This is a genomic window from Methanosarcina sp. 1.H.T.1A.1 (assembly GCF_000979295.1).
Lineage (GTDB): Archaea > Halobacteriota > Methanosarcinia > Methanosarcinales > Methanosarcinaceae > Methanosarcina.
Genome location: NZ_JJQY01000040.1, coordinates 13,615 through 28,354 on the forward strand (window position 1 = coordinate 13,615; position 14,740 = coordinate 28,354).

17 protein-coding genes are annotated in these 14,740 nt (G+C 43.6%); 7 read left to right on the forward strand and 10 right to left on the reverse strand.

Annotation, left to right across the window (positions count from 1 at the left end):
* Nucleotides 1–2: 2 nt before the first annotated feature.
* Nucleotides 3–1,229 carry a COG1361 S-layer family protein gene (locus EO95_RS04140; protein WP_048132448.1) on the reverse strand — a complete coding sequence of 409 codons (1,227 nt, stop codon included), beginning with the start codon at nucleotides 1,227–1,229 and terminating at the stop codon, nucleotides 3–5.
* Nucleotides 1,226–1,717 (reverse strand): GbsR/MarR family transcriptional regulator, encoded by a 492-nt coding sequence (locus EO95_RS04145; RefSeq protein WP_048132449.1) that lies wholly within the window; start codon nucleotides 1,715–1,717, stop codon nucleotides 1,226–1,228. Before EO95_RS04145 ends, EO95_RS04140 begins: the two co-directional genes overlap by 4 nt.
* A gap of 502 nt (nucleotides 1,718–2,219) precedes the next feature.
* On the opposite strand from EO95_RS04145, the gene EO95_RS17450 reads away from it, so the two are divergent.
* Nucleotides 2,220–2,381 carry a hypothetical protein gene (locus EO95_RS17450; RefSeq protein WP_156161070.1) on the forward strand — a complete coding sequence of 54 codons (162 nt, stop codon included), beginning with the start codon at nucleotides 2,220–2,222 and terminating at the stop codon, nucleotides 2,379–2,381.
* Nucleotides 2,382–2,481: 100 nt separating this feature from the next.
* The gene (locus EO95_RS04150; RefSeq protein ID WP_048132452.1) at nucleotides 2,482–2,940 is read left to right on the forward strand and encodes an Hsp20/alpha crystallin family protein; all 459 of its coding nucleotides are present in this window, start codon (nucleotides 2,482–2,484) and stop codon (nucleotides 2,938–2,940) included.
* 292 nt (nucleotides 2,941–3,232) lie between these two features.
* Here EO95_RS04150 and EO95_RS04155 read toward each other — a convergent pair whose 3' ends face one another.
* The 3 genes from EO95_RS04155 to EO95_RS04165 form a co-directional block, all read right to left on the reverse strand.
* Complete coding sequence (locus EO95_RS04155) at nucleotides 3,233–4,474, reverse strand: MFS transporter (protein ID WP_048132455.1); 1,242 nt, start codon at nucleotides 4,472–4,474, stop codon at nucleotides 3,233–3,235.
* Nucleotides 4,475–4,654: 180 nt separating this feature from the next.
* A complete protein-coding gene (locus EO95_RS04160; RefSeq protein ID WP_048132457.1) occupies nucleotides 4,655–5,254 on the reverse strand; it encodes a TIGR00296 family protein in 600 nt (199 codons plus the stop codon).
* Nucleotides 5,255–5,648: 394 nt separating this feature from the next.
* Nucleotides 5,649–6,899: a phosphoglycerate kinase gene (locus EO95_RS04165; protein WP_048132459.1), complete on the reverse strand. Its 1,251-nt coding sequence runs from the start codon at nucleotides 6,897–6,899 to the stop codon at nucleotides 5,649–5,651.
* A 350-nt stretch (nucleotides 6,900–7,249) separates the two neighbouring features.
* Between EO95_RS04165 and EO95_RS04170 the strand changes: the two genes are divergently transcribed.
* The 5 genes from EO95_RS04170 to EO95_RS04190 all read left to right on the forward strand — a co-directional run bounded on the left by EO95_RS04170 (nucleotide 7,250) and on the right by EO95_RS04190 (nucleotide 10,097).
* Entirely contained in the window at nucleotides 7,250–7,843 is a 594-nt protein-coding gene (locus EO95_RS04170; protein ID WP_048132460.1) for a uracil-DNA glycosylase family protein, read from the forward strand.
* Nucleotides 7,844–8,026: 183 nt separating this feature from the next.
* The gene (locus EO95_RS04175) at nucleotides 8,027–8,323 is read left to right on the forward strand and encodes an Hsp20/alpha crystallin family protein (RefSeq protein ID WP_048132462.1); all 297 of its coding nucleotides are present in this window, start codon (nucleotides 8,027–8,029) and stop codon (nucleotides 8,321–8,323) included.
* Nucleotides 8,324–8,403: 80 nt separating this feature from the next.
* A complete protein-coding gene (locus EO95_RS04180) occupies nucleotides 8,404–8,598 on the forward strand; it encodes a ferredoxin family protein (protein ID WP_048132463.1) in 195 nt (64 codons plus the stop codon).
* A gap of 29 nt (nucleotides 8,599–8,627) precedes the next feature.
* Nucleotides 8,628–8,822 (forward strand): ferredoxin family protein, encoded by a 195-nt coding sequence (locus tag EO95_RS04185; RefSeq protein ID WP_048132465.1) that lies wholly within the window; start codon nucleotides 8,628–8,630, stop codon nucleotides 8,820–8,822.
* Nucleotides 8,823–9,080: 258 nt separating this feature from the next.
* Entirely contained in the window at nucleotides 9,081–10,097 is a 1,017-nt protein-coding gene (locus EO95_RS04190; protein WP_048132466.1) for a sodium:calcium antiporter, read from the forward strand.
* On the opposite strand, the gene EO95_RS16960 is transcribed toward EO95_RS04190, so the two are convergent.
* From EO95_RS16960 to EO95_RS04215, 5 genes are all read right to left on the reverse strand, one after another.
* The gene (locus tag EO95_RS16960) at nucleotides 9,978–10,502 is read right to left on the reverse strand and encodes a transcriptional regulator (RefSeq protein WP_082105920.1); all 525 of its coding nucleotides are present in this window, start codon (nucleotides 10,500–10,502) and stop codon (nucleotides 9,978–9,980) included. The two genes, EO95_RS04190 and EO95_RS16960, sit on opposite strands and share 120 nt — an antisense overlap.
* Before the next feature lie 176 nt (nucleotides 10,503–10,678).
* Nucleotides 10,679–11,518 (reverse strand): S-layer protein domain-containing protein, encoded by an 840-nt coding sequence (locus tag EO95_RS04200; RefSeq protein WP_048132508.1) that lies wholly within the window; start codon nucleotides 11,516–11,518, stop codon nucleotides 10,679–10,681.
* Nucleotides 11,519–11,850: 332 nt separating this feature from the next.
* The gene (locus EO95_RS04205) at nucleotides 11,851–13,209 is read right to left on the reverse strand and encodes a HEAT repeat domain-containing protein (protein WP_048132468.1); all 1,359 of its coding nucleotides are present in this window, start codon (nucleotides 13,207–13,209) and stop codon (nucleotides 11,851–11,853) included.
* A gap of 5 nt (nucleotides 13,210–13,214) precedes the next feature.
* Complete coding sequence (locus EO95_RS04210; RefSeq protein ID WP_156163974.1) at nucleotides 13,215–14,075, reverse strand: hypothetical protein; 861 nt, start codon at nucleotides 14,073–14,075, stop codon at nucleotides 13,215–13,217.
* Nucleotides 14,072–14,683 carry a MarR family transcriptional regulator gene (locus EO95_RS04215; RefSeq protein WP_048132470.1) on the reverse strand — a complete coding sequence of 204 codons (612 nt, stop codon included), beginning with the start codon at nucleotides 14,681–14,683 and terminating at the stop codon, nucleotides 14,072–14,074. The genes EO95_RS04210 and EO95_RS04215 overlap by 4 nt, the downstream gene beginning before the upstream one ends.
* Nucleotides 14,684–14,740 lie beyond the last annotated feature (57 nt).

The following is a 14,740-nucleotide window of genomic DNA, read 5'->3' on the forward strand; positions in this document are numbered from 1 at the left end:
CATTATTTTTCATCGTTAGCAGAGTCACCGCTGCCTTCCATTAACTGCTTAATTATCTCATCTTTTGACTTTTTTGTTCTATAATTAGTGTAAATTAGTCCTCCAATAACTGCCAGGATCAGCAATACAATTGCAGCGGTTCCTGCTCCACCACTACTTTCCAGGACTATAAGATTAATTTTCGTTTCAATTTGTTCTTCACCAAAATCATCGCTATAAGTAATAGTTACAGGGATTTCGTATTCTCCTGCTTGATCAACTATAAAAGTAATTACTGCAGGCCCGTCTTCATTTGGGTCAAGAGTTCCTATAAAGGATTCTTTTAATCCTTTGAATGGATGGTCAGCATAGACTCTGATTGAATTTATTGATCTGTCACCAGAGTTTTCGATTCTCATAGTCAATTCTACAGTATCACCCATGTAAGGAAGAACAGGATCGACCTTTACAGATGCAAGATTCAAACTTCCTTTTTTGTCAAGCACAGTTATTCCAATCGTATATTCATCTTGTTGCTTGCCAAAATCATCTTCATACTCTATAATGACAGGGATTTTAAACTCTCCTGACCTGTTTGCCTTAAACTTGAATAATGCAGTTTGACTGCCATTTAAGCCAAGAGTTCCAATTGTAGAAGTTTTAATTCCTTTAAACTCATGATCCAAATTAACTACCACAGATTTTGCTATTGCTTCCCCATAGTTTTCTATACCCAATCTCAAGTCAACTGTATCTCCCTCATAGATATATTCGGGACTGGTTTCAACAGAAGATACTCTTGGTTCAGCATCTTCGCCTATAACCCTTATTTCAACTTCGTAATATTTTTCAGTATCAACTGGCTTGTTTGCATATGTTAATTTCATTTTGATAAGATGAGGGCCAGGTTTAGCATCAGGGGTTGTTCTCATGTGATATATCAGGTACCTTTCACTTGTACTATAAGTTAATTTTGAAACATTAGTAACTAAATTTTCTGTAACTATTATATCTGAGGGGATACTGATTATCTCAAAAGTAATATCCTCAGGAGTTTTAGTACCGCAGCTCTCAAGATTAATTCCCAGGGTGAATTCTTCATCGAGACCTATTGAACTGGGACTTATTTCCTGTAATTCTGCGTTTACGCATGCATAACTAGAAATTTCTGCATCAACAATAGGAATTCCTGTTAAGCTAACGGCAAAAACTAATAAAAGCAAATATGTTAGCTTAGTATTCTGATTCATTTTTTACTCACCTCGTTTTGAATTTTTTCTGTAAATTCAACAAGATTTTTAAAAATTAAATCTAATGCAACCATTTGCTGATAATAATCTTCGATTATTTTGAGCAGTTCTTCGGAGTCCTCTGCGTTACTATTTTTACATGTTTCAATTATTGCTGGAAGCTCTTTAATCGCAGGACTGACCATGAGTTCATTCTTGGATTTTACTGCCTTAATTGTCAGTGTCAGCATATCTCTTTGAACTGAGAAGTACAACTTTTTAGAACCAGCTTTCTTTGTTTTTTCCACTAATTTTATTCCACTGAGCATTTTCATTGCTGCACTAACTGCTGAAAAACTATACCCAGTCATCGTAGAAAGATCTTCTAAAGTTAGCAGATCCGGTTCAGAGTAAAGTATTGCTAATAATTTAGAGCAAAGTTCATCGAGTCCCTGGGATTTTATCCCTTGATACACAAGATTCTCAAATTCTTTTTTTGCGGAATTCATTTCAACGCCCGATTTACAGAATTTCCAGTAATTACTAGATATTACAGAAATTGTAAATATATGCTTCGATTATGAAGACTTTGACCAAAAAGTGCTTTTGACCAGAAAGTCAATTTTATCTTTCCCGATATCGTTTTCCTGAAGATTCACACGCTTATCTGAAAATTAGATATTTTCCCAAAAATTGGGCAATTTACCCAAAAAATACCCCATGCCCAGCAAATAGCGGTTTTTAGCCGATTTTATAGGCAAAGCCCGAGATGACATAAAGTATAAATATAATGAGTACTAACTACAGGATAGTAACTGAGTAATAATACCCACCCTACAGTAACTTCAACATATTAACTGTAGGACAAGACCATCAGTTACCCTCTCAAAGACCTGTAAACAGAGACCTGAGAACAGACAAAAGGTGAACCTGTATCACCTTTAAAAACGGATTTATTCCCTTCGCGAGAAAGAGGATGAGAACCTGAAACTCTCATCTATCCTGAGAGACATGGACAGAGCGAACAAAACAAAAACTCCACTCTCAAATTTCCACCCCTGGCAGGGTTTCCACGTCTTTCAGGCAGCTTCCTGCGAAGAAAGGATAGGAACTGTTCAACACCTCCAGAACCACTTACAGATCAAGCTGAAGGTCATCAGCCAACTGAAATAAGATATTAAATAAGAAATACACAAAACAGGGAAATCTGAAAAGAGACCAGCAGAACTGGGATCTGAAGATAACCTGGAGTCAAGTAAGGAGGAATTTGTACATGAAACTGCCAGTAAAGAGACCATCCCGTGACGTGTACAGCTGGGACCCGTTTGATGAGATAAGAAGAATGCAGGAACATATGGAACAGATGTTAAGAACTTTTCCTGCACTGGAAAATAGGTACGTAAGCGAGACCTTATCCCCACTGACCGATGTGGCAGAAGAAGAGAACAGGGTAATTGTTACAACAGACCTGCCGGGCACTGACAGAGAAAATGTCGAGCTGAGCCTGAGGGACAATTTCCTTGTAATCAGTGCAGCGAAAGGAAAAGAAGAGGAAACCGAAAAAGAAGGCTACCTCAGAAAAGAGCGGTCTTTCATGCGCTACTACCGTGAAATTCCTCTTCCGGAAGGCGTAACCGAAGAAGGGGCAACTGCTCAGCTCAAAAACGGCGTCTTAACAGTTACCCTGCCAAAAACAAAACCCGTGACCGGAAGAAGAATTCAGATTGAATAAACCTCAGATTGAATAAACCGGTAAAACGGATTCTGTTCAGAGCTGCCATATCCTGAAGTTAGCCTGAAAAACTAAAAAAGGTAACCTCCATCTTTCAAAACTGTCTCTTAGAAAGAACCTGCAGACGGACTGATGCATACAACTCGATTCATATAAGCCTGCAGGTTCCATAAAAACGAAAAATTAAGAATCATCCATAAGTTAAGAATCAGCCTTTTTTAAAACTGTGTCAAACTGTGTCAAACTGTTTCTAAAACTTTATTCAAACATTTATTTAAATAACCCCGGATTTTTATCCGGGGTGTCCTTCTTTTACAGGTTCTTTTGCAGGCTCTTCTACTTTTTTGATTACCAAAAAGCCAGCCAGGAGCATAAGCAGGGCGCAGGCGTAAAAGGGTGTTACAAAAGTCACATATCCTGCAAGGAAGCCTCCGAAGATAGGGCCGAAAGCCATTCCTGCTGCCTGGGCAGTTGTTATGATGCTGAGCCTTGAGCTTAAAGAAGAGCCGTCCGAGAGATCGGCTGCAAGCGCCATTGCAGGCGTGTCTATTGAAGCTACAAGCAGCCCCTGAAAAGCCCGGAAAAAGATGAGCTGGTTTATGCTTGTGATATAGCCCATCCCGACAACCAGCGGGACACTCAGGAAAAGGCCGCCAACTATCAGTTTTTTCCTGCCAATCCTATCCGAGAGGCTGCCGAGGGGAGCCTGGAAAAGCAGCCTTGCGAAAATGTAGGCTGAAACCGCAACTCCCAGGGAAAGCTCGGATGCTTCGAGCCTGATCTCGTATTCAGGGATAAGGGCAACTACCATCATTATCCCAACCATCATCATTAGCATGGCGCCTGCAAGGGAATAAACTGAAGCATAGCTTTTTTTGCCGCTTTTGTTTTCGGAAACCGGTTCAGGAGAGCCTCTGGTTTCTTTTACGAAAAAGGTCACAAGAACCAGGCTTACCAATCCAAGCAGGGCACAGGAGTAAAATCCGGCATCAAAACCCCAGTATCTGGCTATTGCTCCCCCAACAACAGGCCCGAACCCGAAGCCGACCCCTCTGATGGTTGTATAGACTCCTACGGCTTTTCCCCTGGTCTCAGAGGTCGAGATATGCGTAACCATTGCGATAACCGCAGGTATGGTCGCCCCTACGGTAATCCCCTGTAGCAGCCGGATAAAGAGCAATTGCTCATAGCTTGTTACCTGCGAGTAAAAGAAAGAAAAGAAGGTATACCCTATCAGCCCGAAGAGGATGAAAGGCCTCCTGCAGTTAAGCCTGTCCGAGAGCCTGCCCATAAGGGGCTGCGTAAGGGCGCTGAAAAGCCCGAAAACCGTCATTACAAGCCCTGCCCTGGCAACAAGGGGAAGCCCGGAAAAAAAGGATACCCCAAGGTCAGAGATATATAAAGGAATCAGAGCAACCAGCATCCCGGACCCCAGGTCTTCGCAGAACCTGGACAGAGAGAGAACATAGAGCTCAGGATTAATATTACCGGAACATTCCGGAAACGAATTTTTCTGCAGGTTACAGGTATTCATGTTTGCTCAACTTAACTTAAAAGTAAGTTATATCCAAAAAATAAAAAAGATCTTACAATATAAAACGATGTTGAAATCGTTTTACTCGGACGTGATAAAGAAAATATGAAAATGAGTGGTAAATAACGGTGGACACCCAGCCTCTTCTGGGTCTCAAAAATGAAGAGGCTCTCAGAAGCCTCAAAACTTCTCCTCTATGACTTCGCCTCCTGGCTCCGTTTCCTTGAAGATCTGCCCCTCGAAACGATATACCTCTGCTCCTTTAACCCAGGCATCCGGAGAAAGGCCGGCTTTCATACAGGTATGGCTCAGGAAGTCGATAGGATCCATATTGTTCTCAGGAGCGACCTGAGGAAGCAGCAGCCCCTGATAGTAGCCCTGTTTCACGATGAGCCCGTGCTTGCCGATCTCCACATTATCCGGGAGGTCCTTTGGAGCTACATTGATCTTTTCAGGTTGAGTCAGTATCGTAACCTCAACGACTATGCTGTCCAGCTCCTCCTTCTCTACCGGGGGAAAGCGCGGGTCCCGGGTTGCCGCAGAGACTGCGGAGTCCAGAATTGCTTCCTTAAGGCTTGAGTCAGGATAAGGATGGCCTATACAGCCCCTTAAAAGCCCATCTTCCGTCAGTGTGACAAAAACGCCCCTATTCTCCCCAAAGACCGGAGAAAGATCAATGCCTGACTCCTGCGGCCCGGGAAGCCTGCCCTCCGATAAAAATGTTTCAATTGTTTTTCTTGCAAGCTTGACTGCGGCCCTACCTTCTGTTTCTGTAAGCATGCTTGAACCAACACCTGTAAACTGCGTTTAACCTGTTAATTATGCGTTTAAGCTGTAAATACCAGCCAATTAAACTGTGAATATCAGCCAGTACTCTCAACCACTGGTTAGTATGATGGTATGTATGGAAGCTGGTATAACAATATGTTATTGAAGCTGGTTAAAGTACATTTCCGGTACTGTATGAAGTCTTGAAAAGGGAAAGAGAATGAAAAAAGGATTGGAAAAGAAATTGAAAAAAGATGAAAAAAAGACTGGAAAAAGAAATTGAAAAAAGATGGAAAAATAAAAAAAGATTGGAAAATAATTAATGAAAAGAAAAATCAGAAAATCCCGGCAGAAAATGACAGACAAAAATCCTTTCTTACTGCCGGAACTCGCAGGAAACAAAACCTTAAAGATTTTTAGCTTCCTGATATTTATTGTAGGCAGCCTTCAGAGCCTCGACTCCGGGCAGCTTTTCCCCCGCAAGGTAATCAATACAGGCTCCTCCACCTGTGCTGATATGTGAGAAGCGGTGTTCCAGACCAAGGTGTGAAACCTCAACCGAGATGTGTCCGCCACCAATGATTGAGAAATCGGATTTAACAGCAGCTTTTATAATTTCATGGGTCCCAAGGGCAAAAGCATCGACCTCGGAAACTCCTGCAGGGCCATTTAAGACAACGGTTTTGGCGTTCTGAATTTCATTTGTGAACTCCACAATAGTTTCGAGCCCTATATCGTTAATAGGCAGAGAATTGGAGTTAAGCTCAGAGATATGAACTTCGACGCGTTTCTTGTCGTCGTTTAAGGCTACATCCTTCGGAAGGCCAATCCGGTCTTCGAACTTCGCAAGCAAGCCTCTCGCCTTTTCAATCTGGTCTTCATAGCCCTGAGATTTGATGAAATCCATATTTGCTTTTCCGATGTTTACTCCCGAGGCAGCCAGACCAACATTTGCAACCACTCCGGTAAGAAGCACTCTGTCAGCCCCTCCATTTGTGAGGACGTTTTCAGTCACTCTAAGGGAGTCGTCCACCTTTGCCCCACCCAGCACGAAAATGCTTGGCCGTTCCCCTCCTTTGACCCCTCTGTCCAGAGACGTAAGCTCTTTTTCCATTACTCTGCCAGCTCCCGATGGAAGGACCTCGGTAAATCCGACAACAGAGAGATGGGACCTGTGGGATACTGCAAATGCATCATTCAGGAAAATATCGACAAAAGGTGACAGTTTTTTAACCATATAGGTATTGGCCTGTTCTGCGGTCGTTCTTTCAAGACTTTCTTCCGAATAAAACCGGACGTTTTCGAGCATGATAACGTCCCCATTTTCCATAGAGGCAATCTGGGTTTTTGCAAATGTCCCGAAAATGTCATCCACGTAAGTAACTTGCCTGCCAAGATACCTGGACAGCAGGTGAGCGTGAGGTTTCATCGTAGTGAAATCTTTTTTTCCGGGCCTGCTCTGGTGCGCAAGCAGAACAACTTTTGCACTTTCAAGGTCTTTCAAGGTCGCAATATGGCTCCGGATCCTCATATCATCCAGAATGTGGCCCTGGGTGTCCATAGGAGAGTTCATGTCGACCCTTACAAGAATCGTCTTTCCGCTTATGTCAAAATCATCGATCGTAAGAAAGTTTCTGGAAGTCATTACCCTCAGCACACCTTTGTAAACAAAATTTTATATAGATAGGAGAATAAAACTTAAAATATAATATTGTAGAAAATTTTATTCATTCAGTATTGGTTATCTTTGTCATGGAATTTTTTCCATAAATAAGTTTGTTCCCGTTCACGCCTCAAGAGATGTGTCTCAAGAGATGGGCCTCAAGAGATGTATTACTATTTTTATATGAAAAACAAGAAAAAAGGCAATTAATTCAAGAGAAAAAAACAATTATTACCAGAGGAAAAGGCAGCTAACACCGGAAGAAAAAAGATATTGATTAAGTACCGGTTTCAGGAAAAAGCTGTACTCTCAGGATAACAGGAAAAAACGAAGGAGACCAAGTTATGGCAGCAGAGGAAGAAGACTGTGGGAATTTTGAAGAGAGAGTTCGAAAACTGGTGGAAGCCGGGTATGCCGCTATTGGCAGGGAAATAACCGCCTGTACACGATGCCAGCTCCATAAAAATGCAATCAAAAGAGTAATAGGAAAGGGGTCCTGCAATCCGAAAGTACTCTTCATAGGAGAGGCACCGGGAAAAAACGAGAATGAAACAGGGATTCCATTCTGCGGAAGGGCAGGAAAAAAGCTGGATAAAATGATAGAATACATGGGGCTTACTGAAACGGACTGGACGGTGGTAAATACTGTCAAATGCCGCCCTCCGGAAAACAGAAACCCAACGGCGAGTGAAATAGAATGCTGCAAACCCTTCCTTGCTGCCCAGATAACCCTGCTTGACCCCGAGATCATAATTCTCCTCGGCAACACAGCTGAGAAGTCCTACTGCCCCGAAAGAAAACTGGAATGGGGGGTCCCTGTAGAACACGAAGGAAGAATGATCCTGAAACTCTACCACCCTGCAGCGCTGATTTACACGGCTTCGAAAATAGAAGTTCAGAGGGCTTTTATAGATAAAAACAGGGATCTGTGGCAGTAAAAAAGGCAGAAACTTACGAATATCCAGTCAGGGAAAATAGCCAGGGAAAACGGCCCTCGGAGAAATAATTAAGAATTGGGCTTCAGGAAACTGAGGTGCCATTTTTTAATTCATAAATTATAAATAAAACGATCCAGCTATTATTATTTGGACTTTTTATATAATACATCAGGAGGGGGGAGTATGTCAATGGTGAAAATGTCACCGGATGTGTTTTCATGTTCAGATGACCAGGGAAACCTGGACATCGAAATTGATCTGCCGGGAGTCAAGAAAGAGAGCATCGAATTGAAGATGGTTGAGGACGGCTTTTTCATAAGAGCAAAAAGAGAAGAGACCGGAGTTGAATACGCCGGAACTTACGCATTCTGCTGCGGGATTGTCCCTGAGAAAGCTGTTGCAAAGTATCTTAACGGCAAACTGTATGTGACAGTACCTTATAGGGAAGCCGTAGAAACAGTGGATATCAAAATTCAGTGAAAAACTGAAGAGTAATAAGGTTAACGCCAGCAATGGAAGTTGAAATGCCTTATTTCAGGGACTGATAAGATGGAGGAAAGATGTATCCAGTAATTGATTATAACAAATGTACCGGAGCTCTTGCTTGCTATGAAGTTTGTCCTGCGGAAGTTTTTGATATTGAAATGATAGATGAAGTAAAAAAGGCAGTAGTAGCCAGCAAGGAAAATTGCATAGAGTGCGAGCAGTGCGTTGAAGCCTGTCCTGTAGAAGCTATCGAACTTGTTGAGGGCTGAGTTCAAATCCCAAAAAGGTGGTGAAAAGAGTGTATCCCAGAATTGACTACGACAAATGTGTAGGCTCACTCGAATGCTATGATGTCTGCCCTGTGGACGTGTTTGATACGAAAGAGACAGAAGAAGGAAAAAGAGCAGTAGTGGCACGTCCTGAGGACTGCATAGAGTGCGAGCAGTGCATACAGGTCTGCCCTACCGACGCAATAGAGCTGGTAGAGGATTAAAAAGGTTTGGGGAAGTTTAAGAAGGTTTGGAGAAGTAAGGCCTGAATTATAATCGTAAAACATCAGCATGGATCTTTACCCAAAAATTGGATAAAAAATCCATGAAAAGTGAATTAAAAAAATCTTCCATAAAATTTCTTTTTTGTTTTTAGGAATAAGCGGAGTTGCAAAAACCCTACAGCCATCGATTTTAAAGTTCTGTTATTTACCAGGATCTACATTTTAAGGCTCTTTTGAAATGCGGAGAAGGAAAAAGGAATGGAGCTGTCTGCTGCAATAATTCTCTTTGTTATCTTTACTGCCGTAATAGGTATTGCAGGAATCCGGCTCAGTAGAACCGCAGACCAGTTTGCAGACCTTACGGGATTTGGGGAAGCTGTGGTAGGAGGAGTGCTCATAGGGAGCATTAATTCCCTTGCAGGAACTATAACCTCAATCACGGCTGCCTATCAGAACCACCCCGAGCTTGCGGTCAGCAATGCACTTGGGGGCATCCTTGCCCAGACAACTTTTCTTGCTCTTGCCGACATCAGCTACAAAAAAGCAAATCTTGAGCATGCAGCTGCCTCCTATACCAACCTGATGCACGGCACTCTTCTCATAATCATGCTTTCCTTTATTTTTCTGGTAACGTTTTCTCCTGAATTTTCGGTAATGGGGACCAATCCCGCTTCTATTCTCATGATACTCGGGTATGCTGCTGGAGTACGTATGATCTGGAAAGCAAAGAGGAGAGCCATGTGGATTCCGAAAAGTACGGCATCAACAGTTGAAGACCTGGTTCTGTATGTGGAAGATGAGAACCTGAACAAAAAAAGCGTTGCAATAAAGTTTTTTATACTGGCAGCAATTGTAGCCTTTTCGGGATATGTGGTGGCAGAGACCGGAATAGTAATTGCTGCAGAAACAAAGCTTTCCGAGACCATTGTAGGAGGGCTTTTTACCGGAGTAGCCACCGCGCTTCCCGAACTCATTGTTACTCTTACGGCAGTCAGGCAGGGGGCCCTGACCCTGGCAGTGAGCAATATCGTAGGAGGGAATACCTTTGATGCGCTCTGTGTGGCTTTTTCGGATATCGCCTATCTAAACGGCTCCATATACCATGTGCTTGCCAGGAGCCAGATGTTCATAATCGCCATGACCCTGATGCAAGTTTCAATCCTGGTCATGGGCCTCCTTGACAGGGAAAAGCACGGCATAGCGGGTATAGGCTGGGAGAGCTTCCTGATCATTGTGCTTTTTGTCGGAGGATACGCACTCATCATTTATTCCTGAGCCCTCCGAAAGGGCAACTGCCTGGCCAAAAAGATTTGCCCGGCAGTTTTCCAGAGTTTTTTCCAGACTATCCAGGACTAAAGGGTCTCTATCTCTATTTGCCCGGGGCACCAGCAAAACTGGCTGCTCCGCCGGGGCATAGATTTTAACTTCACGGCCTTTACAACTCCATTTTACCTGCCTGACCTTTATCAGGCCAACCTTTTCCAGCACGGCAAGGTTGTATGTCAGCGTATTCAGGCGGAGCCCAAGTTCTGATGCAAGTTCGCCTGCAGACATCTGTTTTTTCTGAAGCTGTTTAAGGATTTGCATAGGAAGGGTCCTTGAAAGAGTCCTTGCAAGCAGAGACACCTCGTCCGGCAGCGACAGGACAGGTACGGGAACTAAATCCTCAGTTATCTCCAAACCTTTCGACCTCCTTTCCAGTTCCCTGAAGCAAATAACTCAAAAACCAAAGAACTCAAAAGCATTATAATCTCCTTATTCTTATTCCTTCTCTTATTTCCCGACTTATTCTGGAGCTTCAGGCCCTCACAGATCTCCCAGAGCCCGAACATCTGCAACCCTTACAATTAAAATGTTCATTTGTTTTTCATAGTGATGGATCTCCAAAAGTTCCGGTACCATGAAATGGGCGATACTGTACTTTTGTCAGTGAACTTAACCAGTCCCTTTTCCGGAGAGGGGGATGCAGAGAAATCAGCAACTGAAGCATTATCAGCAACTGAAGCATTATCAGCAACTGAAGCATTCTTGAAAACAAGACCTCCGAGGTTAGATTCGTCTACTCCGCTGAGGATTTGTTCAAGTGTAAACTCTCCGAATTTATCTCCGATATTGAGGGTTCTGGCATTTGCATAGTCAATAAGCCAGATCCCGTCAATCTGGACTATGCTGATTTCTGCACCCACGAATAACTGTTTGACATGGACTTTCATGACAACAACATTGTTTTCACCCTGAACATTGTCAAGGGTAACAGTCCATGTCTGGTTTTCATCAGTATCGATTGAGACCGTTTTATTTGCAACATGTTGTCCGCCCCTGGTGAGTTCAAGCCAGACATTCTCACCATCAATATCGATCTCCCTGACCTCGAGAGCGTAACCATTGCCAAGGTCGACATTTTCGCCGGGTTTGAGAGTGTTCGTTTCATTACTGTCAAGAACCAAACTGGCAAGCTTATTCACGTGAGAGTCCCGGATATCATCATCCTTGGAGAACAGCAGGACATATTCTTCTCCAAATAAATTGATTACCGGATACTGTTCATTTGACCAGCTATCTAATTCAAAATCAGCGCCGACAACGTTACAAATAGTGGTCCCATTGCTAACATTATCTGCTGCACTTGCGGTTCCTGATGCAACTGCAATTAAGACAGCAAGAGCAGCCAGTGAAACTGCTATATATTTCTTCATTTTGTTCATTCCTCCGTATTATTTACAAAACATTTCAGATTTTGTTGGGATTTTCAAATATCTAGCATGGCTTCCGCTAACAGTTGACTGCTAACGATCAAAAACCTGGAATTTTTAAGTTATCTCTCCAGAACCCCAAACTTTTGGAAATATTGCTAGACTAATATAAACGTGAAGTAAGGAAACTGTTTGCCTGTTTCTTTATATTCAGTGGTATTTGATGTGTATTTGATGTGTATTTGAGGTATTTTTGGGATTGATTTTATCTAGAAATGATTTCGCTCCGAAACTTGCTTCGTGTTATTCATATTTTCAGAATCCAAACAATCAAATCAAGAAGTAGAGGAGACATTCGCCTCCTCACCTCCCTCGATTTTTCCGAGTGCTTCCTCTGCAGCAGTCCTCACGTATCCATATTCTTCCATATCCGTGCTGATCCGGCGCAAACCTTCGGCAGCTTCAGGTCCTCCAAGTTCCCCAAGAGCCCGGACTTCAGCATTCCGGACATCCCGGTCCCTTTCGGTCTCAAGAGCTTTAAGGAGAGGTTTAACGGCTCTTTTATCCCCAAGTCTTCCAAGACCCCCTGCAGCACTTTGCCTCATTTCATGATGTTCATCTCCAAGTAAAGAAATAAAGGGATCAACTGCTTGAAGGTCTCCAATTTCGGAAAGTAAATGAACAATTTCCACTCTTACATGCCAGCTCTCATCATCAAGGGCGTCAATAAGAGCGGCTGCTGCTTCAGGATCTTTATATCTTCCCAGGGCATAGATAGCAACACGGTGGAGAGCCGGATCTTCAGCTTGAAGGAATGTTGCAATGAAGGGTATGGCTTCTTTACTTCCAATATCTCCAAGGGAGTAGGCAGCAGCTTTCTGTACTTCAAACTCATCGTCTTCGAGAGCATCGATAAGAGGCTGTTCTGTCCGGGCAATTTCTTCAGGTTCTTTAAAGTAACCCAGAGCACGAGCAGCTTCCCCTCTAACCTCCGGAACCCTATCATCCAGCATTTCAATCAGGTAGGGAACAGAATAAGGATCCTGGATCTGCCCAAGGGCACAAACGCTGTTTATACGGATATCCGGGTCCCTGCTATCCAGCAGTTCAAGAAGTATTTTTACAGCCTCTTCATTCCCTAAGTTCCCCACGGCATTTGCCGCGGAACCCCCGAGTTCGCTGTCGCCAAACAGCTCTATAAGAGGTGCAGCGGCTTTCGGGTCTCCTATGGTTCCCAGAGCAAATACGGTTTTACTGCGCACTTCATCGTAATCGTCATCAAGAAGCTTAATAAGCGGTTCTGTGGCTTCCTGAGCTTTCAGCTCTCCGAGGGCCTCAGCCGAATTCATACGGACTTCAGGCTCAGGGTCTTCAAGAGCTTTAATAAGAGCTTTTGAAGACCCTGGTTCTCCTATCCTTCCAAGGGAAAAGGCAGCAAGGCTGCGCACCTGCGGGTCATCGTCTTTTAAAGCCTTTATAAGAGAATCCACCGAAGGTTCCCCTATATCGATAAGTGCATAAGCCGAAGCATAACTTACATTCATGTCCTCGTTCCCAAGACTTCGGGTCAGTTTCTCCACCCTAACCTCGAGAGGGTCCTGGCCAAGACAACCTGCACAGATTCCGGAAAATAAAATCAAGAGGAGCAAAAGTTTTGCATGTCTGCTGTTAAAAAGTTCACGTCGCTTTATCATACGCATCACCTGCTCTCCTCTCCCGGAGGAAGTAATAATTCAGCAGAAACCGCCCTACCCTGCCATGTAGAAGTTACATTAATCCGGAAACGATCATCGCTTCCACCAATCACCACATTCTTAACGGGCATATAGGATTCTCCGGAAGGCTCTCCATGTGCTATTTCCACAACTGCATAGGGATAATCCGGCCAGGTCCAGAGAGGAGTCTTATCATACTCTCTCACACCATAAATCTCGGAAGATGTAAACACCATCTCCCCCGTTTTCTCATCAATCACTGTCAGATTCGTAGAGACATTATCTTCAAAGCCTGATCCTTTGTTGATAATGTAACCGTAGATTCTGTAAACATCAGAAGAATTCTTGCTTTCCATTTCATATTCCAGCTTAAGGGAAAGATTTTCAGGAATTTCGGGAGCAGGAATCTCTACCATATATGTGCCTTCATCAAGAGTCCTGCTATTCTCCACAACCTTCACCTTTACCGGGTATTCTCCGGGAAGAGCATACCCAATCCATACGCTGGCCGAATTGTTTCCAGGCATAAGATGAATCGGTTTTTCAAGAGAAACAAATTCGGCATCCCACGGGTCTTCGGAATCACCGGGAATGATCAATCCTGAATTGTGGTAAGCCACTCCGTCACTATCCACAAAAGTGTTCTCAACTTCAAGCCACACATCCACAGGTTTTGAACCGTTGTTTTGAAGCACTATGTCAAGCTGCCCCGGTTCCCTAACCTCAATAGTGGATGCATTCATATCAACAATTTTCACATCAGTCCCGCTTCCATATTGCCATAAAACCGCCAGAACCAGGATAAATAAGGCAATTGAAATAGAGATCAGAGTACCCTTCTTCATTCCATTTCCCCCTTCGGCCCTGTACTATCCTTAAGCTCATCAGCAATCGAAATGCAGTTGGTAAGCCCGTACTTTTTCTTTGTAATTATGCCCCGCCGTTCCAGGTTCATAAGGACCCTGGAAACCTTGGCTTTGGAAAAATCAAGGGAATTCACAAGTTCATTCTGGAGAATCCTTCCTCCTTTTGCTGCAATCAGTTCAACAGCTTTCCTTTCATCTCCTTCAAGGGCCCGCAAAAGAACATCCGTAGGGTCAATGTTAGTCCTGGCAGGCTGGAATTCTTCGCCTGAGGCATTCTCAAGGGAGACTTTTAAAATTTTCTCCGGTGCTTCCTCTGCTGTGATATTGAGAGCTTTTACCTGTGCCACAGAGTCCGTTACGGAAAAAACAGAGTTCTGAACCCCCAGGGACGGCAGAACCTGAGCCAGCGCCAGCCCTCCCAAAAATCCGGAAAAAAGGAGAATATACGCTTCTTTTACAGTATATACATACGGAATATCCACAACCTTGAACGTGTCCCCTTCCAGCTGGATCACCACCGGTGAGTCTTCAAGCAGGAGGTTGATGGCGACAGTGCTCGAAAGAAGCAGGATACCCACAGCCAGCATGAATCTTTTCCGTTCCCGAGTAATACTACCACCTCATTTACTACCTTCACTATGTAC

Coding starts and splice junctions, on each gene's coding strand:
- EO95_RS04140 (WP_048132448.1), bottom strand. CDS start 1,229: ATGAATCAGAATACTAAGCTAACATATTTGCTTTTATTAGTTTTTGCC.
- EO95_RS04145 (WP_048132449.1), bottom strand. CDS start 1,717: ATGAATTCCGCAAAAAAAGAATTTGAGAATCTTGTGTATCAAGGGATA.
- EO95_RS17450 (WP_156161070.1), top strand. CDS start 2,220: ATGGACAGAGCGAACAAAACAAAAACTCCACTCTCAAATTTCCACCCC.
- EO95_RS04150 (WP_048132452.1), top strand. CDS start 2,482: ATGAAACTGCCAGTAAAGAGACCATCCCGTGACGTGTACAGCTGGGAC.
- EO95_RS04155 (WP_048132455.1), bottom strand. CDS start 4,474: ATGAATACCTGTAACCTGCAGAAAAATTCGTTTCCGGAATGTTCCGGT.
- EO95_RS04160 (WP_048132457.1), bottom strand. CDS start 5,254: ATGCTTACAGAAACAGAAGGTAGGGCCGCAGTCAAGCTTGCAAGAAAA.
- EO95_RS04170 (WP_048132460.1), top strand. CDS start 7,250: ATGGCAGCAGAGGAAGAAGACTGTGGGAATTTTGAAGAGAGAGTTCGA.
- EO95_RS04175 (WP_048132462.1), top strand. CDS start 8,027: ATGTCAATGGTGAAAATGTCACCGGATGTGTTTTCATGTTCAGATGAC.
- EO95_RS04180 (WP_048132463.1), top strand. CDS start 8,404: ATGTATCCAGTAATTGATTATAACAAATGTACCGGAGCTCTTGCTTGC.
- EO95_RS04190 (WP_048132466.1), top strand. CDS start 9,081: ATGGAGCTGTCTGCTGCAATAATTCTCTTTGTTATCTTTACTGCCGTA.
- EO95_RS04200 (WP_048132508.1), bottom strand. CDS start 11,518: ATGAAGAAATATATAGCAGTTTCACTGGCTGCTCTTGCTGTCTTAATT.
- EO95_RS04205 (WP_048132468.1), bottom strand. CDS start 13,209: ATGATAAAGCGACGTGAACTTTTTAACAGCAGACATGCAAAACTTTTG.
- EO95_RS04210 (WP_156163974.1), bottom strand. CDS start 14,075: ATGAAGAAGGGTACTCTGATCTCTATTTCAATTGCCTTATTTATCCTG.
- EO95_RS04215 (WP_048132470.1), bottom strand. CDS start 14,683: ATGCTGGCTGTGGGTATCCTGCTTCTTTCGAGCACTGTCGCCATCAAC.